Genomic DNA, 17,138 nt, shown 5'->3' on the forward strand with positions numbered 1-17,138 from the left:
CCTAAAGGACGCTCGTGAACACGGGGACGGTCACGCCAAGGACGACGCCGAAGACGACCGCGGATCGGAGCCACTGGCCGCGGACCGCCGTCGCGCGCTCCTCGTAGATGCCCCGGCCGGCACGGGGAAGCACGACGTGGGAGAAGAACCCGTAGACGAACGCCGTGATCGCGGCGGTCGCGAGGACGTGTGGAACCGCGCCCACGCCGCCGACGAGCGGGCCTCTCGGGAGGAACGCAGCCAACAGCAGAAACGCGAGCGCGTAGAGTCCACCCGCGATGGCGCCCGTGGCGTGGTGGACGACGAGGGCCTCGCGGAACGGGGTCTCGCCCGGGACCGAGCGTCGGAGGAGTGCGGCGGCGACGTACGCCGGCGCGAATCCGTCCTCCTGCTTCGACATCGGGAGGTCCATCACCGCCGCGCCGACGAGGCCACAGCCGACGCAGACGATCAAAAACCGTGCCACTCCGTCGGAAAAGCCACCGAGACCGACCGCAGTCGAAGCCGCGGGCGAAAGCGTAGATACCAGCGTCCCGGTGAGGACGCCTCCGGCGGCGGACGCAGAGAGCACGAGTACGCACACGTCACCGGCGGGGGTCAAAAACGCTCCTGATTCGGGGAATGCAGCCGCCGGGCGAACGCGGTGCCGCCAGCGTCGCCCGCTGCAGGCGCTCACTCACCCAGGAATCTGCGGACGTCCTCCCAGGTGAGTGACGTCCGCGCCCCGGGCGCTTTCGAGGCCAGCGCGCCGCAGGCGTTCGCGACCGCCAGCGCGCGCCGGTCGTCAGCTCCGCCGACGCTGGCGGCGATGAACCCCGCGGCGAAGGCGTCGCCCGCGCCCGTCGTGTCGACCACCTCGATCGGGTAGCCCGGATGGGCGGTCCGACCGTCGCCCCGTCGGATCTCCGCCCCGTCGGGGCCGTGTTTGAGGACGAGCGTCTGCGCGTCGAGATCGAACGCGTCGAGCGCCAGCGCGGCCTCCCGGTCGTTCAAAAAGAGGTAGTCGACGGACGTGATCGCCGGCCCGTACCCCCGCTGGTCGATCCGCCGCCCGGGATCGAAACTCACCGGAACGTCGCGTTCGCGGGCGCGCTCGGCGAGGCGGGCCGCCGTCTCGGGCCCCTGACTCGTCATATGGAGGTGATCGGCGGCGGCCAGTGCCGATTCGGGGAGGTCGTCGGCCGCGAAGGACTCGTTGGCTCCCGAGCACCCGAGGACCATCACCTCGCCCGTCGGTTCGACGATGATGTACTTCGTGGTGGTCTCGGTCTCGGGGTCCGAGATCACGTGGTCCACGTCGACGCCGGCGTCGGCGAGTTCCGCGCGCGCCGTCCGTCCGTGTTCGTCGTCCCCGACGCTGCCGAGCAGCGCCGAATCGACGTCGAGATCTGCGAGTCCGGTGGCCACGTTCGCGGCGCTGCCGCCGCCGCCGGACCGCCGCGAGTCGACAGTCACCTCGCCGTCCGGATCCGGGAGCGACGCCACGCGCAGGGTCACGTCCCAGTTCACGTGGCCGGCACAGATAACGCGGGACATCTCTCGGGTGAACGCGGTCGGGTCACAAAAACGCTCGGACGGAGCGAGCCCCAGCGTTCACTCCGAGTCCTGCTCTCCCGATTGGCGACGGGCCTCGAACCGGACGACGAGGTGATCGACCGCCAGTCCGTACACGGTCATCTCCCTGCCTTTCGCGGAGTACCACGTATCGACCGGTTCGACGAACCCCGCTTCGCAGAGACGTTCGACGTGATATCGCGCGTTCTGGAGGGACGTCTCGGCCGCCTCGGCAATCGCAGAGATCGGCTGTGGCTCGTCTCGAAGCACGGTCAGAATCGTGTGGGCCGTCTCCGAGGCGAGGACCGAAAGCACCGATCCGGAGCCGCTTCCGTCGACCACGACCTCGGCGCGATCCGGCGAGGATCGCTCGACCGATCGGTGGGTAGGCAACAGACTCGCCATCGCTCACGTGCACATCGTGTCCGCGTTGCGGCGATCGAAAGCCGTTTCAGCGGCTGCCACGGCAGGGAGGGAGATCCGCGCGCCCGGGGAACCGAACGAGACCGCGACTGAACTCGGTGTAACGTCCATCACGTACTGCTATGTGGAGCGCATCGACAAGAGACGACACGCGTAGTTTCTCGGCCTGAAATTCGACCGGCGACTTATGAGGGTTCGTCACGACCGGGGTGTGTTCTCCTCCGTGCCGGACGCCTCGGATGGGTCCGATGTCACCGACGCCCCGAGTGGATCCGATGTCCCAACCGCTCCGTATGAGCCGGACGAGACGCCGCAGCTCCCGGGCAGTCGAGCGAGCGTGCTCCCGCCCGGGCCGGACAGTCACGTCTGGCAGTGTCACTCTCGGGAGTGGAGCGAATACGCGATCAGCACGACGCCGAGGAACTGCAGGGCCCGCGTCACGAGTGTCAGTGGACGCTGGTACTGCAGGCCGAGATACCCCTCCCGGAGGAGCAGTGAGCCGCCGAACGCGATACCGAACGCGACAGTGGTGAGTAAAAGCAGACCCAGCGAAAGCGCCCGCATCGTCCGGCTGTCGTGCCGGCGGTACCCCCGGTAGGCCTGGTACCCGACGTAACCGCCGACGAGGGTCGAACCGAGGGCAAGCGCTTCGATCAACCAATCGATGACGACGGATAGCGGGAACATCTCAGAGGTTCTCCCACATCTTTGCGAAGCGGTCGGCGGTGTCGGCCTCCCCTTGGCCCGGGAACGCCTCGGGTTCGCGTCGATCCACGTCCGCCTCGAAGGACCCATCCTCCAATTCGACGGAGAACTCCGAGAGCGTGGCCGCGTAGACGCTGTAGTGGTTCCCGTCTTCCTGAATCTCCGTGCGTTCCTCGAGGAGGTCGTGCTCCCGAAGCCGTTCGACCCGCCGGTACACGGTCGGTTTGGACATATCGCATTCGTCGGCGAGTTGCTGTGCAGACATTGGTTTGACACTCGTTGCCGCGAGGATCGACCGGGCGTACTCGTCGCTGAGGACGTCGAGAACGTCACCGAGCGCCGGGTCCTCGCTCACGTGTGGACCGGACGACGGCCGGCGGAATAAAAAGCCCCACAGATTTCTCCCCCAGAAGTCACACGGTCCCTCGGTCGGCAGCGCGGGCGCTCGGAACTGCCGGAGGGGCCGAACCGAATGGGTGCGAATGCGAGACTCGGGACTGACGCGCCGCTGCGGATCGGGACCGAGCGGGGGGCGCGAATCGGGACCTGGTACCGGGAGGGAGGGAACCCCCAGGGAGGAGGGGGAGAACACGTCAGCGGGGCCACGGCGGCGACCGTGGCGTCGACGACGGACGAAACGCTGATTCAAGCAGGCGCAACACCTGGGAGCCGGCGACTGTGTCCATCGCAGTCGGTGAGAGGGGACAGCGGAGTATATAACGGCGGGCGCAGTTTCCGAGTCAGAAATTCCCCATCGGGACGCGACTGCCGGCGGCGGGGATTCGATGCTGCGGCCTCCGAAGGCGACGGCGTCACGCGGCCGGACACCCGATCGACCGACCGACCGCGATCAGTTGGTCCGTCTCGACGCCCGTTCCGCGGACCGTGTATCGGTACCGGTCACACGCCCACGACAGCGAGGTCGTCGGCCCGCTGTCGAGCGTGGCCGGCCGGCCGTCGATGGTGAGGTCGCGCTCGCCCTCGTCGGGCGCGTAGGTGAAATTGTACTTGGCGACCGTGAGTCGGCTTCCGTCGGTCGCGTACCGAAGCCCGACGCCGTTCACGCGGCCGGTCGTGCGAGTCGCGTACGTCAGGGTGAACTCGGACGGAATCGCGGGCCTCGGGACCGCGATCGAACTCCGCCCGGAGAGTTGGTCCACGCTGCGGTACCACTCGGTTTCGGGGGAGTCGAGTCGAGTGATCGTCGTCTCGGGGCCGACCTCCGGGCGGAACGTCTCCGGGGGAACCGACGCGTCGAACGTCACGTTCGTGTAGGTAGTCGTGATCGAGCGGCGGGTCCCGTCGACGGTCCAGGCGGTCTGTTTGCGCAGCGGATAGAAGCGTTCCGCGTCGAGCCAGAGCCGCTGTCGATACCCGACGTCCGTGTGATTCCCCGTCGGGGTGACGCTGAGGACGTACGCCTCCCGGTTGCCGACCGAGGCCGTCTCGACGTATTCGACGGTGTACTCCCCGGCAGTGGCGGGGCTGAGCTGCGTCCCGTCGCGACGGGAGACGACCGGTAACGGCGCGACCGCCGGTCGCTGCGGTCGCCCGCTCGAATCAGTCAGTCCGGCTGCCGCGACGAGGCTCTGGAGGCGGCCCGGGAGCACCGACCTCGTCGGCGGGCCGGTGAGGTCGATGACCGTGACGGCCGCCCGGTCGCGGTCGTAGAGCCACAGGGTCGAGCCGTTGGAGACGCGCCGCTCGTAGCGGTGCGAACCGTCTTGCCGGTATTCGACCCGCTCGCGGTCGCTCCCGGGGACGAGCGTCACGTCGGCGACGGTTCGCGCGGTCGTCGTTCCGTCGTGCTGAATCTCGACAGACCGAGTCGCGGTGACCGTGTCGATCGACCGATACCGCTCGCTCACGTTGGCGCTGACCTGCGGGTCGCTGTCGGTCACGGCCGCGCCCGAAACCCAGACGAACGCTGAGAGGCCGGCGACGAGCAACAGCGACACGACGAGTGTGCGCTTGCGCAGTGGAAGGGCGTCGTCGATCATGCGAGTGGAGGGCAGGGTACAACTACTCGCTGCGGTTGCTACCAAGTAAATCCCTCTGGTTCCGCGAACGGGATTCACGGCTTCCGCCCGGAAACCGCGGGACGCGAGGACCGCCGGACGCCCGCCCGACCGAACCGCGCGGACGAGGGAGCTGGCGTGCCGACGATAACGTCGGAACGACGGCGACATCGCCGATCGGACGGCCGCTCACGCGGGCGCGCTGATCGTGAACAGGAGGACGTTGTGGGTCGCCGGCCCGAACCCGACGGCCGCGACGAAGCCGAGCAGCAGGCGCGCCTCCGTCGGGTCCGTCTCGACGAGATCCGCGAACAGCCACACGACGAGCGACGCGATCGCGATCTTGACGACGACGAACAGCCATCCCGAACCGAGCACCGGTGCGGTCGGCAGGCCCGCCGCGAAGTCGACGATGAGCCGCGACAGCGGCGTCCGTTCGCCGAAGCCGAGAATGTCGATGCCGGCCGCCGTCGACACGCCGTCGAAGACGTGTGCGAAGACGGCGAAGACGCCGAGCGCCCCGGTGGCCCGCACCTCGGGAACCACGCGGGTGAGTCCGGCCCAGACCGCGGCGGCGACGACGGCGGCGACGGCGAGGCTGGCCGCGGGGACGACCGGGGAGAGCGTGCCCGCGGCCGCACCGACGGCGAGGACGCCCGCGACGGCGACGGCGGCGAGGCCGCCGCCGCCGAGCGCGAGGACGCGGGCGACGCGCGCCGGATCGAGAACGGCGTCCGCGGCGGTCCAAGCGCCCACGGCGGCGATCGCGACGGTGACGTAGACGGCGGGGGTCCCCGCGAGCGGACGGGCCAGCGTCGGCAGCGCACCGACGACGTAGAGGACGTGCAGTGCGGACCCCAGGGCCATCCACGGCGCGAGCGCGAGGACCCGTTCGGTCGTGACCGCCGGTCGACGTCGGAGCGCGGCCCGCGCGACGACTGCGGCCGCGACCAGAAGCGTCACGAGGTACGGCGGCGGCGGCAGCGCGAACCCCTCCGGGAGTATCGCCATACTGGCGGCATCCCGACCCGCAGGCAAAACGGTACCGGACCGATCTCGACGCGCTTCGTCACCCCGTCGATAGCGGCCGGCGGCCCCGCGGGCCTCCGAGCCCGGGACGGCTGTTCGGATCGGGTCGGCTGTTCGGGTTGGGGCGGCTGTTCGAGTCGGGTCGGCTGTCCGGGTCGGGGCGGCTATTCGGATCGGGTCGGCTATTCGGGCGTCCGACACTGCTGTCGGATGGGATTCATCACGAGCCAGACGGTGAGCACCGACAGCACGAGGACGATGGTGACCGCGGAGACGACGTAGCCGAGCGTGATCCGCTGGAAGATCATATTGATCAGCTGACCGGTCCCGACGATCACGCCCAGGATACCGAACGCGGACAGCGACACCTGTTTGCCGGCCTGGTACCGCATATCGCGTCGGATCTGGATACTGTCGCCGACGCTGATGTTCAGGTTGTCGCGTTCGGTGCTCGGAATCCGGACGGACAGCGACTCCTCCTCGCCGTAGGAACTCTCCGGCGCGGTCTCGGGTTCGAGAGCCGTGTCCTCCTCCCACCCGGACTGACAGCGGACGTTGCGCCGTTTCTTCGTTCCCCGCATCCAACTGAGTAGCACCCGGTCGTTCTCCTCGATGCCGAGTCCCTTCATCGCGTCCTCGTTCATCCGGACGACGTTGCGGCCCTCGTCGCGGTCGTAGCCCGGGAGGACGCGGAAGTTCGAGTAACTGTAATCGACGAACCGCCGTCCGAGCCACTTCGAGGCCCGCTCTAGCGTCGTCTCCGCCTCCTCGACGTCGGTGAGTATCCGGAGCCTGACCTCGTTGTCCTCGCCCTCGTCCTTCGAGTCGACGCGGAGGAGCTTCCGGGTGATGCCGTTGATCCTGATCGTGTTGTCCGTCCGGTTCTTGTGATCGTACGTTTCGATCGGCAACTGGATTCGGGAACCCGTCTTCGGGTTGATCAGTTCACAGACGTCGCCCCGTTCCAGCGCGTCCGCACCGTCCATATCCCTCGCGGAGATGTACCCGGCGAGCCCCTCGGTCGTGATGTCGCGGTCCTCCTGCTCCCACGCCGAAACGCGGTGGACGTTCAGGGCGTCCAGCGTCTCCGTGTCGCACTCGCGGACCACGACCGACATATTCTCGTCGTCGTCGCCGCCCTCCGGGTCGAGGCCGATCTCCCGCTGGAGTCTGGTCCGGATGCAGGCCCACGGCCGACCCTCGTCGGTGGAGAACTCCGCGACGTCGTGGTCGTCGCTGAACGCGATGATCTGCGCCAGCGTCCCGTCGGTCTCCGCTCCCGGGGCCGACAGCTCGACGTACTCGTACTCCGCCGTGTCGTCGAGTCCCGAGAGGGTCGACTGCGGAACGATGACCGCATACCGGAACTTGTCGCCGTCCTCGAAGCAGTGGTTTCTGAAGTCCGAAATCGTCTTCGAGACTACCGTCGCGCTGCCCAACTGGAATCACCCGAGATCTCGTCGTTCTCCGCGACGGTGTTGAAGTCGCTCGCGTCGGTCGAGTCGTACGCGGTCTCGTACGTGGTCGCACAGAAGTCCCGGTAGAACTCCGTGGCCAACTCCGAGCCGTACATCTCCCCGATCATCATAATGCCGTTGACGATCCGGTTGTGGTACGTCCGGTTGCGCGGTTTCTCGGCGGTGAGATCCGTGTGCTCCGCGCTGTTGGCGAACAACCGGACTTCCGACAGGTCGGTGACGTCGTACTCGTCGATGCGGTCCGGATCGACGTAGTACTCGAGTGTCGGGTCCCGGACGCCGGTGTAATCGTACGGCGTCTCCGTCGCCTTGATCTGTGCTTCCTCTTCGGCGGTCAGCCCGAACACCACCACGCCGTTGATCCAGTCGTTCGGATCGTCCGTGCGAACGGCTTCTAACATCGTTCCTCCCCGATCGGATTCCAGCGAGTAGTACCGGCGGAACCCCCAGATCTTCGCGGGGGCGTAGACGATCCGTTCGCGGCGTTCCTCCCACTTCTCCAGCGCGTTCGGTCTGACGGTCCGACTCGTGTTCCCCTCGTAGACGTCGTCGAGTTCCGGGTCGACGTTCTCGAACCGGGAGATCAGACTCGTCGGGAGAATCAGACTACCGTACCCGAATATCGGTGTCATTTATGAGTGGTCGTCGATAGCGTGTTGTCGACTGCCGTACTTCACTATTGCGACGCCACGACCGCAGGTTGCGGAGGCAGCAGCGGGCCGGATTTCCCCGGCGGAGATTTCGCGACGGCGCCGCCGACCCCCCGATCCCGTCGCTTTTTTTCGCTCGGAGCCGACGGGGCCGTATGAACAGGACAGAGTTCGCCGCGCGCATCGACCACACGGTCCTGGGGCCGACGACGACGATCGACGCCGTCGAGACGGTCCTCGACGAGGCGGAGACCTACGGGATGAACGCCTGTATCCCGCCGTGTTACGTGGCCGAAGCAGTCGCGTACGCCCCCGACGTCACCCTGGCGACGGTCGTCGGATTCCCGCACGGCCAGCACTCGACGGCGGCGAAACACGGCGAGGCCGTCGACGCCTGGCAGTCCGGCGCTGACGAGGTGGATATGGTCCTCAACGTCGGGCGCCTGCAGGCCGGCGACGACGACGCGGTCGCCGCCGATATCGCCGAAGTGGTCGCCGCGGTCCCGATCCCGGTGAAGGTCATCATCGAGACGGCGCTGCTGAGCGACGCCGAGAAGCACCGCGCCTGTGAGGCGGCCGCCGAAGCCGGGGCCGACTTCGTGAAGACGTCGACGGGGTTCGCCGACGGCGGCGCGACTGTCGCCGACGTCGAACTGATGGCGGAGTACCTGCCGGTCAAGGCCAGCGGCGGTATCGGCTCCTACGAGGAGGCGACGGCGATGCTCGACGCGGGCGCAGAACGGATCGGGGCGTCATCCGGGGTGGAGATCGTCGAAGGACACCCGGACGAGAGCGACTGACTATCTAGAGGCACCCGGACGAGAGCGACTGATCACCGGGACGCGCTCGAACGGGGAAATCGGGGTCCGTCGGAGACGGCACGGCGGAACCCGCGGGTCGGACCCGCTTACTCCTCTCGCATCTCGCCGAGTCGGTCGACGAGGGCGTCGGTGTCGACGTCGGACTCGACGTTGACGTCGCCGTCGTGGTCGTGTTCGTGGACGTTGACCGCTTCGGTGTCGTCGTCCTCGTCGGCGGTCTGCTCTTGCTGCTCGGATTCGTCGTAGCTTCCGAAGCCCATACCTCCCGATTCAGGCCGGCATAGAAGAAACGCACGAAGTGGTCGGCGAGCGCGTGTTGGTGACACGGTGCCGCCCCGACAGCTCCGATAAACCGAACGTGTTAACAAGGTAGTTTAGTGCCGCAGAACGCCCAAGAGTCCGTATCGGTGCCCATCTCCACGGCGAATCTGTATTTCGAACGACTGGACTGCTGAGTGATATTTCAGTAGCCTTTTGAGAGGATCCCGAATAGCCCGGGACACAAATGAGCGTGAGAGAGGGGACCTCACTGGATCGGTTCGACATCGTCGACCGGGGGGCGACGATCACGGTCCTGCACGTCGACGACGACGCGGCCCTCGTCGACCTGGCCGCGACGTTCTTAGAACGCGAGTCGGACTCGATTCGCGTGCTGACCGAGACGAGCGTCGAAGACGGGCGGGCGACCCTGCGCGACCACGAGATCGACTGCATCGTCAGCGACTACGATATGCCCGGCGAGAACGGACTGGAGTTCCTCGAAACTGTCCGGCAGGCGCGCCCGAAACTGCCGTTCGTCCTCTTCACCGGGAAGGGGTCCGAGGAGATCGCGAGCGAGGCGATCTCGGCAGGCGTCACCGAGTACCTCCAGAAGGAGAGCGGGACGGATCAGTACACCGTGCTCGCGAACCGAATCGAGCAGGCGGTCAAGCGCCGGCGGGCAGAGGAAGAGGTCTACCGGGGCTTTCAGGCGATGGAATCCGCACAGGAGGGAATCGGAATCATCGGCGCGGACGGCACCTACCGGTACGTGAATCGGTCCTACGCGGATATCTACGACAGGGACGTGACAGAGCTCGTCGGCGAGCACTGGGAGACGCTCTACCCCGACGCGGAGGCCGAACGGTTCCACGACAAGATTCTGCCGACGCTGGAACGCCGCGGGACCTGGGTCGGCGAGTCGGTCGGCGTCACGAAGGGCGGCGAACGGGTCCCGGAGTCGCTCGCGCTCACGCAGATGGACGACGGCGGTCACGTCTGCGTCGTCCGCGACATCTCCGAGCGGAAGGCCCGCGAGCGCGAACTCCGCCGCGAACAGCAGTTCCTGTACACGACCCTGGAGGCGCTCGGCGACCTGTTCTACGCCTTCGACGAGGAGCTGAACTTGCTGCGCTGGAACGACCGCATCGAGGCGGTGACCGGCTACTCCGCCGCCGAACTCGACGGCCGCTCGCCGCGAGAGGTGTTCGGCGACGACGCGGCGCGCGTGGCGTCGGCCATCGACACCGCCGTCTCCGAGCGCCGTCGCGTGAGTGTCGAGGCCGAACTCAGCCGGGAAAACGGCGATTCCGTCGAGTACGAGTTCACCGGCGCGCCGGTCGAAGACGGCGGTGAACTGCTCGGCGTCTGTGGAGTCGGGCGGAGCGCGGCGACCGAGGAGTCCTGATTGCCCCGCGGGGAGCGCGGGACCGAAACGTTTTGTCGCTGTTGGACCTCCGGACGAGTGAATGAGTGTCGAATCGAAGAAGCGGATCCTCGGCGGCGGTGCGCTCTCGACGCTCGGCACGTTGCTCACCACCGTCACGTTATTTGATATCTACGAGGACGTCGCGGTGCAGGGCGACCCGCTGTTTCTCACCGTCGCGGAAAACTCGCTGCCGCTGCTTCTCAACCTCGGACTCGTCGCCGCGGGCCTGATTCTCGTCCGCAACGACGACCTGCGGACGGAGTTCGTCACGCGCTCGACGAAGTGGAGCGTGCTCGGGGCGGTTTCGATTTTCGGGATCACCGGCTGGGTGTACTACTTCCAGGTCGCGCAGGGTCGGATCAAACCGCACATTATGTTCAGCCACGTCGTCTCGATGGGCGCCGTTGCGGGGCTGGCGATCGGCCTCTACGACGGGCAGCGTCGCGAGCGCGAGGAGCAACTGGCGACCGAGCGGGACAAGATCCTGGCCCTGTTCGAGAACAGTTCAGACTGTATCGCCGAGATCGAGTTCGTCGGCGACCGTCCGCTCATCCGCGACGTCAACCCCGCCTTCTGTGAGGTGTTCGGATACGACGCCGAGGCCATCCGGGGTGCGTGCATCGACGAGGTCATCGTCCCCGGCGGCGACGAGGAGATGGCGGGCGCGATCAGCGACCGCGCGCACCGGGGCGAGCAGTTCGAGGTCGAAGGCGTGACCCGCCTGACGGCCGACGGTGACGCCCGCGTGTTCCGGTTGCAGACGATACCGCTCGACGCCGCGTCCTGGAACGCCGACGGGTACGCCGTCTACACTGATATCACCGCCGAGCACCGCTACGAGGAGCGGATGACCGCGCTCCACGAGGCGACGCGGGAACTGATGACGATCGGTTCGACCGAAGGCATCGCGACGGCGACCGTCGAAGCGGCCGAGGAGATTCTCAGTCTCGACTTCACCGGCATCCACCTCTACGACGCGGACGAGGAGGCGCTGTATCCGGCCGCTCACACCGAACAGATCGACGACCTCATCGGCGAACCGCCGACGCTTCGGCCGGGCGAAGCCATCGCGTGGGAGGTCTTCGAGAGCGGGACGCCCCGCTACGTCGGCGATCTGAACGCCGAAGCGGCGGCGTACAACGAGGACTCGCCGCTCGCGAGCGAGTTGCTCGTCCCGCTGAACGGGTTCGGCGTGCTGCTGGTCGGGGCGCGGACTCCCTACGCGTTCGACGAGTCCGACTTCTCGCTCGCGAAGATCCTGGCCGCCAACGTCGAAGCCGCGATGGAGCGCGCCGAACGCGAGGAACGACTCCAGCGGCAAAACGAGCGGCTCGAGACGTTCACGAGCATCGTCTCCCACGACCTCCGGAACCCGCTGAGCGTCGCGAACGGCTACCTCGAACTCGCCCGCGAGGGCGACGACGAGGCACTCGACCGGGTCGAGGAGGCGCTCGACAGGATGGACGAGTTGATCGGGAGCCTCCTGGAACTCGCTCGCGAGGGCGAGTCGGTCGACGAGGTCCGCCCCGTCGATCTGGCGTCGGTCGCGCGCAGCGCGTGGTCGAATACGGCGACGGCCGACGCCACGCTCCGGATCGACGCCGGCGGCGAGATCGAGGCCGATTCGGACAGGCTGCAGCAACTGTTCGAGAACCTCTTTACGAACGCGGTCGAGCACGTGGGCAGCGACGTCACCGTTCGCGTGCGGTCGACCGAGTACGGGTTCGCCGTCGAAGACGACGGCCCCGGAATCCCCGAGGAGGAGCGGGAAGACGTCCTCGCGCACGGCTACACCACCGAGTCGGACGGGACCGGCTTCGGTCTCGCGATCGCCAACGAGATCGCCGGCGGACACGGGTGGCGGATGGCGATCGAGTCGGGTCGATCCGGCGGCGCGAAGTTCGTCTTCGAGACCGAAACGTGAGCGGATCGCGTGCGCTCTCCGGGCCAATTCCGTCGAAATCGACTTCGTCGATCGTCTAAACGCCGATCGAAAAATATGGAGTTATCCCTGTGGAGTGCACTCGACGAGGTACACCCCCTCACGGGAATCGATTATGTCTGGAAAGTACGATCTCGTTATCGTCGGCGGCGGCATCAGCGGGGCATCGCTTCTGTATACCACTGCGAAGTTCACGGACATCGACTCGATCGCGCTGATCGAGAAGGAGTCAGAGATCGCGGCGATCAACTCACACCACACGAACAACTCCCAGACGCTCCACTTCGGGGACATCGAGACCAACTACACCTTGGAGAAGGCCGAGGGCGTCAAGACCGGCGCCGAACTGCTCGCGGGCTATCTGGAGAACCACGACCCCGACCGCGAGATGCACGCCAAGCGCAGCAAGATGGTGCTCGGCGTCGGCGACGAGGAGGTCGAGAAACTCGAACGCCGATACCACGAGGAGGGCTTCGGCGACCTGTATCCGAAACTCGAACCCATCGGCCGCGAGGAGATCGGCGAGATCGAACCGAACGTCGTCGAGGGTCGCGACCCCGATGTCGAGATGCTCGCGCTACAGACCCCCGACGGGTACGTCGTCGACTACGGCGAGACGGCGAAGTCGTTCGTCGAGAACGCGCGCGAGGAGTCGAACGTCGACGTGTTCACCGGCACGGAGGTCGAAGACGTCACGAAGAACACCGAGGGGTACACGCTCACGACGGGGCGGGGGCCTTTCGACTGCGACGTCGCCGTCGTCGCCGCCGGATCTCACAGCCTCCAGATCGCGAAGGAACTCGGCTACGGCGAGGATATGGTGCTGCTGCCCGTGGCTGGGAGTTTCTTCCTCGCCGACGACCTCCTGAACGGCAAGGTCTACACGCTGCAGATGAAGAAACTCCCCTTCGCGGCAGTCCACGGCGACGCCGACGTCCACGACGGGAGCATCACTCGCTTCGGGCCGACCGCGAAACTCGTCCCGGCGCTGGAGCGCGGCCGCGTCTCGACGGTCGGCGACTTCCTCGACGTGTTCGGCCTGAACGCCGCGTCGTTCCTCAGTTACGCCAACATCCTCGCCGACCGGATTCTCCTCCCGTACGTGCTCACCAACCTCCTCTACGACGTCCCCGAACTCGGCACGCGGGCGTTCCTCCCGGAGGTCCAGAAGGTCGTCCCGAATGTCGATCTCGACGACATCGAACGCGCGAAGGGCTACGGCGGCGTCCGCCCGCAGATCGTCGACACGAGCGAGAAGTCCCTCGATATGGGCGAGGCGAAGATCGTCGGCGACGACATCGTCTTCAACATCACGCCCTCGCCGGGGGCGTCGACCAGTCTGAAGAACGCGATGCGCGACACGGAGACGATCCTGGAGTTCTTCGACGAGGAGTACGAGTTCGACGAGGACGCCTTCCGCGCGGACACGATCGAGAACTTCCCGCGCGGGGCGTGACGCCAGCGCACCGCTCGGAACGCAGCAGTCGACCCCGGCGGTCGAGTCGTCCCACGCGGGAGCGGTCCCGCTGAACTGGGGGTTCGGTCGAATTCCGCCCGCCTTCCATCGAGCCCGGTCACTTCGACGGAGGGGAACTGACTGTACACAGGGATGATCACTTGATTCTCCGATAGCGGGACGGTCGTCTCCCAACTTCGGGGAGAGAAAAACGAATACCGAAGTCTTATCCGTGTCTCAGGCGTCCGGATAGTTGCAATGGCAAACGGTACGGTTGATTTCTTCAACGACACAGGCGGCTACGGTTTCATCGAGACAGAGGACGCAGACGAGGACGTGTTCTTCCACATGGAAGACGTCGGCGGCGAGGACCTCACCGAGGGAACGGAGATCGAATTCGAGATCGAACAGGCCCCCAAGGGCCCCCGCGCGACGAACGTCGTCCGCGTCTAATCCGGTTCTGACCGTCGCCGTCTCGGCGACGCACGACCCGCGATTTTCCGACAGTTACGTTCGAGAGCGACGGCAACGTCGCGGCTGCGTGAGACGATAATCGGCACCGACAGCGACGGGTCGGACGGCCGTCGTGACAACCGATAATCTATTTACCACTCGGCCGTGCGGTGGAGGATATGAGTGTTTCTCTCGCAGGCACGATTCGGGGGATGGCACACAGAGCGAATCCCGTCTTCGGGGCGGGAGCGGTCCTCGTTCCGGTGGGGCTGTTCGTCGCCGCCGTTCTGTTCGGCACTGTCGAGCAGTTGACGTACGTCCACGTGATGGCCGGCGTCCTCTGGACGGGCATCGACCTGTTCATGGCGACGGTCCTCGGTCCGGTCCTCGGCGGTCTCGACGTCGAGGAGCGAGCGGCGGTCTTCCAGCGGTTCACGCCGAAGATGGCGTTCCTGATGCCGACGCTCGCCTTTACCACCATCTTCGGTGGGATGGTGCTGGCGGCGCAGATGGGGCTACTCCCCGGCCTCGCCGCGTGGGGCGGCCTGTTCTCAGTCGTCGCGATGGGGACGGCGCTGCTGGCAGTCGGCTACCAGTTCGGCTCCTTCACCGACTGGCGCTGGCTGGCGTTGTTCGTCGTCATCGTCGGCGGCGGGGCCGCCTCTCTTGTCGCGAATCTCGGCACGTTCGCACTGCCGGGTGCGCCGATTCTCCTCGCGCTCGCCATCGTCACCGTGCTCACGATCCTCGGGTTCGGCGTGCTCCTGCCCGGCGAGGCGCGAATGTACCTGGAGATGACCTCCGAGAACCCCGACGCCGACCTCATCGGCGCGATCGGGATGCGGAACGCGAAACTGAGCGGCCTCCAGGGCGTCCTGCAGCTCAGCATCGTCGCGGTGATGGTGTACATCCGATGGGGCGGGTTCGGGTTCTAGCCCTTACGCCGTCGCGGTCGCTCCTGGCGCTCGCAGCGCGGCGGGATCGACACCGACTGTCGCATTCGCACCGACTGTCGCATTCGTCTCGTTCGCGCGAACCCGCACGTACCGCTGGCCGACCGTCCCGTCGAGCAAGCTATCCACGGGCGCGCGGTCGTCTCTGAGCAGGGGGACGTCGTCGGTCGGTTCGTCGCTCCGGTACGAGGCGAGATCCGACGAGAGGTCGACCCCGACGTCGCGGCGTTCGCTCCGCGCCTGCAACTCCTCGCGGGTGAGCAGTGCGTCGTCCTTCGTCGCGACGACTTCGATGTTCTGGACGACCGGGCCGCCGGCGGTCGGGAAGCTGTAGACGCGCGGGAAGACCTCTCGCATCGTCTTGTACTCCGCGCGGTAGAACTCCGAGGCGGGGCCGCTGGGCGCAGAGATGACGTTCGCGACCAAGACGCCGTCCTCGTCCAGGCGCTCGGCGGCGAGTCGCATAAACTCGACCGTGGTGAGCTGGAACGGCACGTTGTCCTTGCGATAGGCGTCGAGGACGACCACGTCGTAGGTGTGATTCGTCTCCGCGAGGTACTGCCGACCGCCGCCGACGTGGACGTTCATCCGGTCGGAGTCGGGAATACCGAAGTACTCGTCGGCGGCGTCGACGACCGCGGGATCGAGTTCCACGACGTCGACCGTGACGTTCGGATACGTCTCGTGGAAGATCCGCGGGCCGGTGAAGCCGCCGCCGCCGACGAAGAGCACCCGGTCGACGTCGTCCATCTCGTCGGTAAAGAGCATCGAGGCGTGGAAGTAGCGGGTGTACTCGAAGACGTGACTCGTCGGGTCGTCGAGGTCCATCGCGCTGTGGGGTTGCCCGTCGAGGTACAGCGTCCGGGTGTCGCCGCGGTCGACGACGCGGAGTTCCTGGTAGGCGGTCTGCTCCGCGTGCACGACGTCGCCGCCGACCCCGGGGCCGAGGCCACCCGTTGCGGTCGCGGCGACGAGCGCGAGGGCGACGACGCCGACGCGGAGGCCCGCGGTGCCGTCGAGGTCGGGTGCGGCGACCGTCGCGGCCGCGAGCACGGCCGAAAGCCCGAGCACGAGGCCGATCTGCGGCACCGAGAGCAGCGGCACGAGCAGGTAGGTCGTCGCGAACGCGCCGACGATGCTCCCGACGGTCCCGACGGCGTAGACGTGGCCCGCGGTCGCGCCGACGTCGCCGCCGGCAAGTTCCGCGGCGTAGGGGCTCACGTAGCCTAACAGGTAGGTCGGCGGACCGAACAGCAGCGTGATCGCCGGTAGCGACGCAAATTGGCTCGGGAGCGGGAGCACGCCCGTCGACTGGACCACGAGGTCGCCGAGCAACACGACGCCGGCGACGTACAGCGCCGTCGCCAGAAAAACCCCGACGAGCCGGCCGTGGGAGGCGTTCGTCGCCGCTCGCTTCCCGCCGCGGTGATAGCCGAGGCTGAGGGCGGCGAGGAAGACGCCGATGATGCCGCCCCACGTGTAGATGCTGTTGCCGAACTCTGGGGCGAGAATCCGACCGGCGAGGATCTCCAGCCCCATACTCGTGACGCCCGACACGAAGACGGCCGTTTCGGGGCGCGTCGGCCATCGCTCCGGAAAGAACCGCGAATCCATCGCTTCAACGGAGGAGCGGGAGCGACTTCAACGCCGCGGCCCTCCGGGCCTCGAATTCGAGCCCTCGGGGGCGGTCCCGGCGGACCCACGGGTGTCGAACAGTGGCTGACAGTCGGCACCCGCTCGTCGGCGACGCCCTCGCGGGCGACGCGATCGGGTTCCGCACCGCCGACCGCGTCGCCGCCGTCGCCGTCGCTCCCCGCGTCGACGTGCCGAGCAACCGCGGCCCGACGCGGGCAGGCTTCAGATCACGGCGACACTGATCTCGTCTTCGTATAAATACGCACGGCCGATCGAAATACGTGCGGGCGATTCAGTTCGGTACGCGGGCTGCGGGCGAACCGTCGGGTGAGAC

18 protein-coding genes are annotated in these 17,138 nt (G+C 67.0%); 7 read left to right on the forward strand and 11 right to left on the reverse strand.

Annotated features, from left to right (window positions below):
• Position 1: 1 nt before the first annotated feature.
• The 9 genes from NO360_RS02395 to NO360_RS02435 form a co-directional block, all read right to left on the reverse strand.
• Positions 2-571: a hypothetical protein gene (locus NO360_RS02395; RefSeq protein WP_256305776.1), complete on the reverse strand. Its 570-nt coding sequence runs from the start codon at positions 569-571 to the stop codon at positions 2-4.
• Positions 572-672: 101 nt separating this feature from the next.
• Positions 673-1,536, reverse strand: coding sequence for an ATP-dependent ribose-1-phosphate kinase (locus NO360_RS02400; RefSeq protein WP_256305777.1), 864 nt, complete (start codon positions 1,534-1,536; stop codon positions 673-675).
• 57 nt (positions 1,537-1,593) lie between these two features.
• Positions 1,594-1,959, reverse strand: a complete 366-nt coding sequence (locus NO360_RS02405) for an ArsR/SmtB family transcription factor (RefSeq protein ID WP_256305778.1) — start codon at positions 1,957-1,959, stop codon at positions 1,594-1,596.
• A 393-nt stretch (positions 1,960-2,352) separates the two neighbouring features.
• On the reverse strand, positions 2,353-2,664 hold the full coding sequence (locus NO360_RS02410; RefSeq protein WP_256305779.1) for a DUF7521 family protein: 312 nt from the start codon (positions 2,662-2,664) through the stop codon (positions 2,353-2,355).
• 1 nt (position 2,665) lies between these two features.
• The gene (locus tag NO360_RS02415; RefSeq protein WP_256305780.1) at positions 2,666-3,037 is read right to left on the reverse strand and encodes an ArsR/SmtB family transcription factor; all 372 of its coding nucleotides are present in this window, start codon (positions 3,035-3,037) and stop codon (positions 2,666-2,668) included.
• 457 nt (positions 3,038-3,494) lie between these two features.
• Positions 3,495-4,682, reverse strand: a complete 1,188-nt coding sequence (locus NO360_RS02420; RefSeq protein WP_256305781.1) for a LolA family protein — start codon at positions 4,680-4,682, stop codon at positions 3,495-3,497.
• Positions 4,683-4,889: 207 nt separating this feature from the next.
• On the reverse strand, positions 4,890-5,711 hold the full coding sequence (locus NO360_RS02425; RefSeq protein WP_256305782.1) for a DUF63 family protein: 822 nt from the start codon (positions 5,709-5,711) through the stop codon (positions 4,890-4,892).
• A gap of 200 nt (positions 5,712-5,911) precedes the next feature.
• Positions 5,912-7,168, reverse strand: a complete 1,257-nt coding sequence (locus NO360_RS02430) for a hypothetical protein (RefSeq protein ID WP_256305783.1) — start codon at positions 7,166-7,168, stop codon at positions 5,912-5,914.
• A complete protein-coding gene (locus NO360_RS02435; RefSeq protein WP_256305784.1) occupies positions 7,150-7,839 on the reverse strand; it encodes a hypothetical protein in 690 nt (229 codons plus the stop codon). Before NO360_RS02435 ends, NO360_RS02430 begins: the two co-directional genes overlap by 19 nt.
• Positions 7,840-8,012: 173 nt before the next feature.
• On the opposite strand from NO360_RS02435, the gene deoC reads away from it, so the two are divergent.
• Entirely contained in the window at positions 8,013-8,657 is a 645-nt protein-coding gene (gene deoC / locus NO360_RS02440) for a deoxyribose-phosphate aldolase (protein ID WP_256305785.1), read from the forward strand.
• 107 nt (positions 8,658-8,764) lie between these two features.
• Here the strand turns inward: deoC and NO360_RS02445 are convergent, their stop codons facing one another.
• Positions 8,765-8,938, reverse strand: coding sequence for a DUF5786 family protein (locus NO360_RS02445; RefSeq protein ID WP_256305786.1), 174 nt, complete (start codon positions 8,936-8,938; stop codon positions 8,765-8,767).
• Between the two features lie 245 nt (positions 8,939-9,183).
• Here NO360_RS02445 and NO360_RS02450 point away from each other — a divergent pair, with 245 nt between their 5' ends.
• The 5 genes from NO360_RS02450 (at position 9,184) to NO360_RS02470 (ending at position 15,151) form a co-directional block, all read left to right on the forward strand.
• Entirely contained in the window at positions 9,184-10,344 is a 1,161-nt protein-coding gene (locus NO360_RS02450) for a PAS domain-containing response regulator (RefSeq protein WP_256305787.1), read from the forward strand.
• A 61-nt stretch (positions 10,345-10,405) separates the two neighbouring features.
• Positions 10,406-12,289: a PAS domain-containing sensor histidine kinase gene (locus NO360_RS02455; RefSeq protein ID WP_256305788.1), complete on the forward strand. Its 1,884-nt coding sequence runs from the start codon at positions 10,406-10,408 to the stop codon at positions 12,287-12,289.
• A 133-nt stretch (positions 12,290-12,422) separates the two neighbouring features.
• Positions 12,423-13,763 carry an FAD-dependent oxidoreductase gene (locus NO360_RS02460; protein WP_256305790.1) on the forward strand — a complete coding sequence of 447 codons (1,341 nt, stop codon included), beginning with the start codon at positions 12,423-12,425 and terminating at the stop codon, positions 13,761-13,763.
• A gap of 258 nt (positions 13,764-14,021) precedes the next feature.
• A complete protein-coding gene (locus tag NO360_RS02465) occupies positions 14,022-14,216 on the forward strand; it encodes a cold-shock protein (protein WP_049987241.1) in 195 nt (64 codons plus the stop codon).
• Between the two features lie 179 nt (positions 14,217-14,395).
• Positions 14,396-15,151, forward strand: coding sequence for a hypothetical protein (locus NO360_RS02470; RefSeq protein ID WP_256305791.1), 756 nt, complete (start codon positions 14,396-14,398; stop codon positions 15,149-15,151).
• A 3-nt stretch (positions 15,152-15,154) separates the two neighbouring features.
• Here NO360_RS02470 and NO360_RS02475 read toward each other — a convergent pair whose 3' ends face one another.
• Entirely contained in the window at positions 15,155-16,783 is a 1,629-nt protein-coding gene (locus tag NO360_RS02475) for a spermidine synthase (protein WP_256305793.1), read from the reverse strand.
• A gap of 101 nt (positions 16,784-16,884) precedes the next feature.
• Here NO360_RS02475 and NO360_RS02480 point away from each other — a divergent pair, with 101 nt between their 5' ends.
• Entirely contained in the window at positions 16,885-17,046 is a 162-nt protein-coding gene (locus tag NO360_RS02480) for a hypothetical protein (protein ID WP_256305794.1), read from the forward strand.
• Positions 17,047-17,138: the final 92 nt, after the last annotated feature.

It is taken from the genome of Halobellus litoreus, from assembly GCF_024464595.1.
GTDB lineage: Archaea > Halobacteriota > Halobacteria > Halobacteriales > Haloferacaceae > Haloquadratum > Haloquadratum litoreum.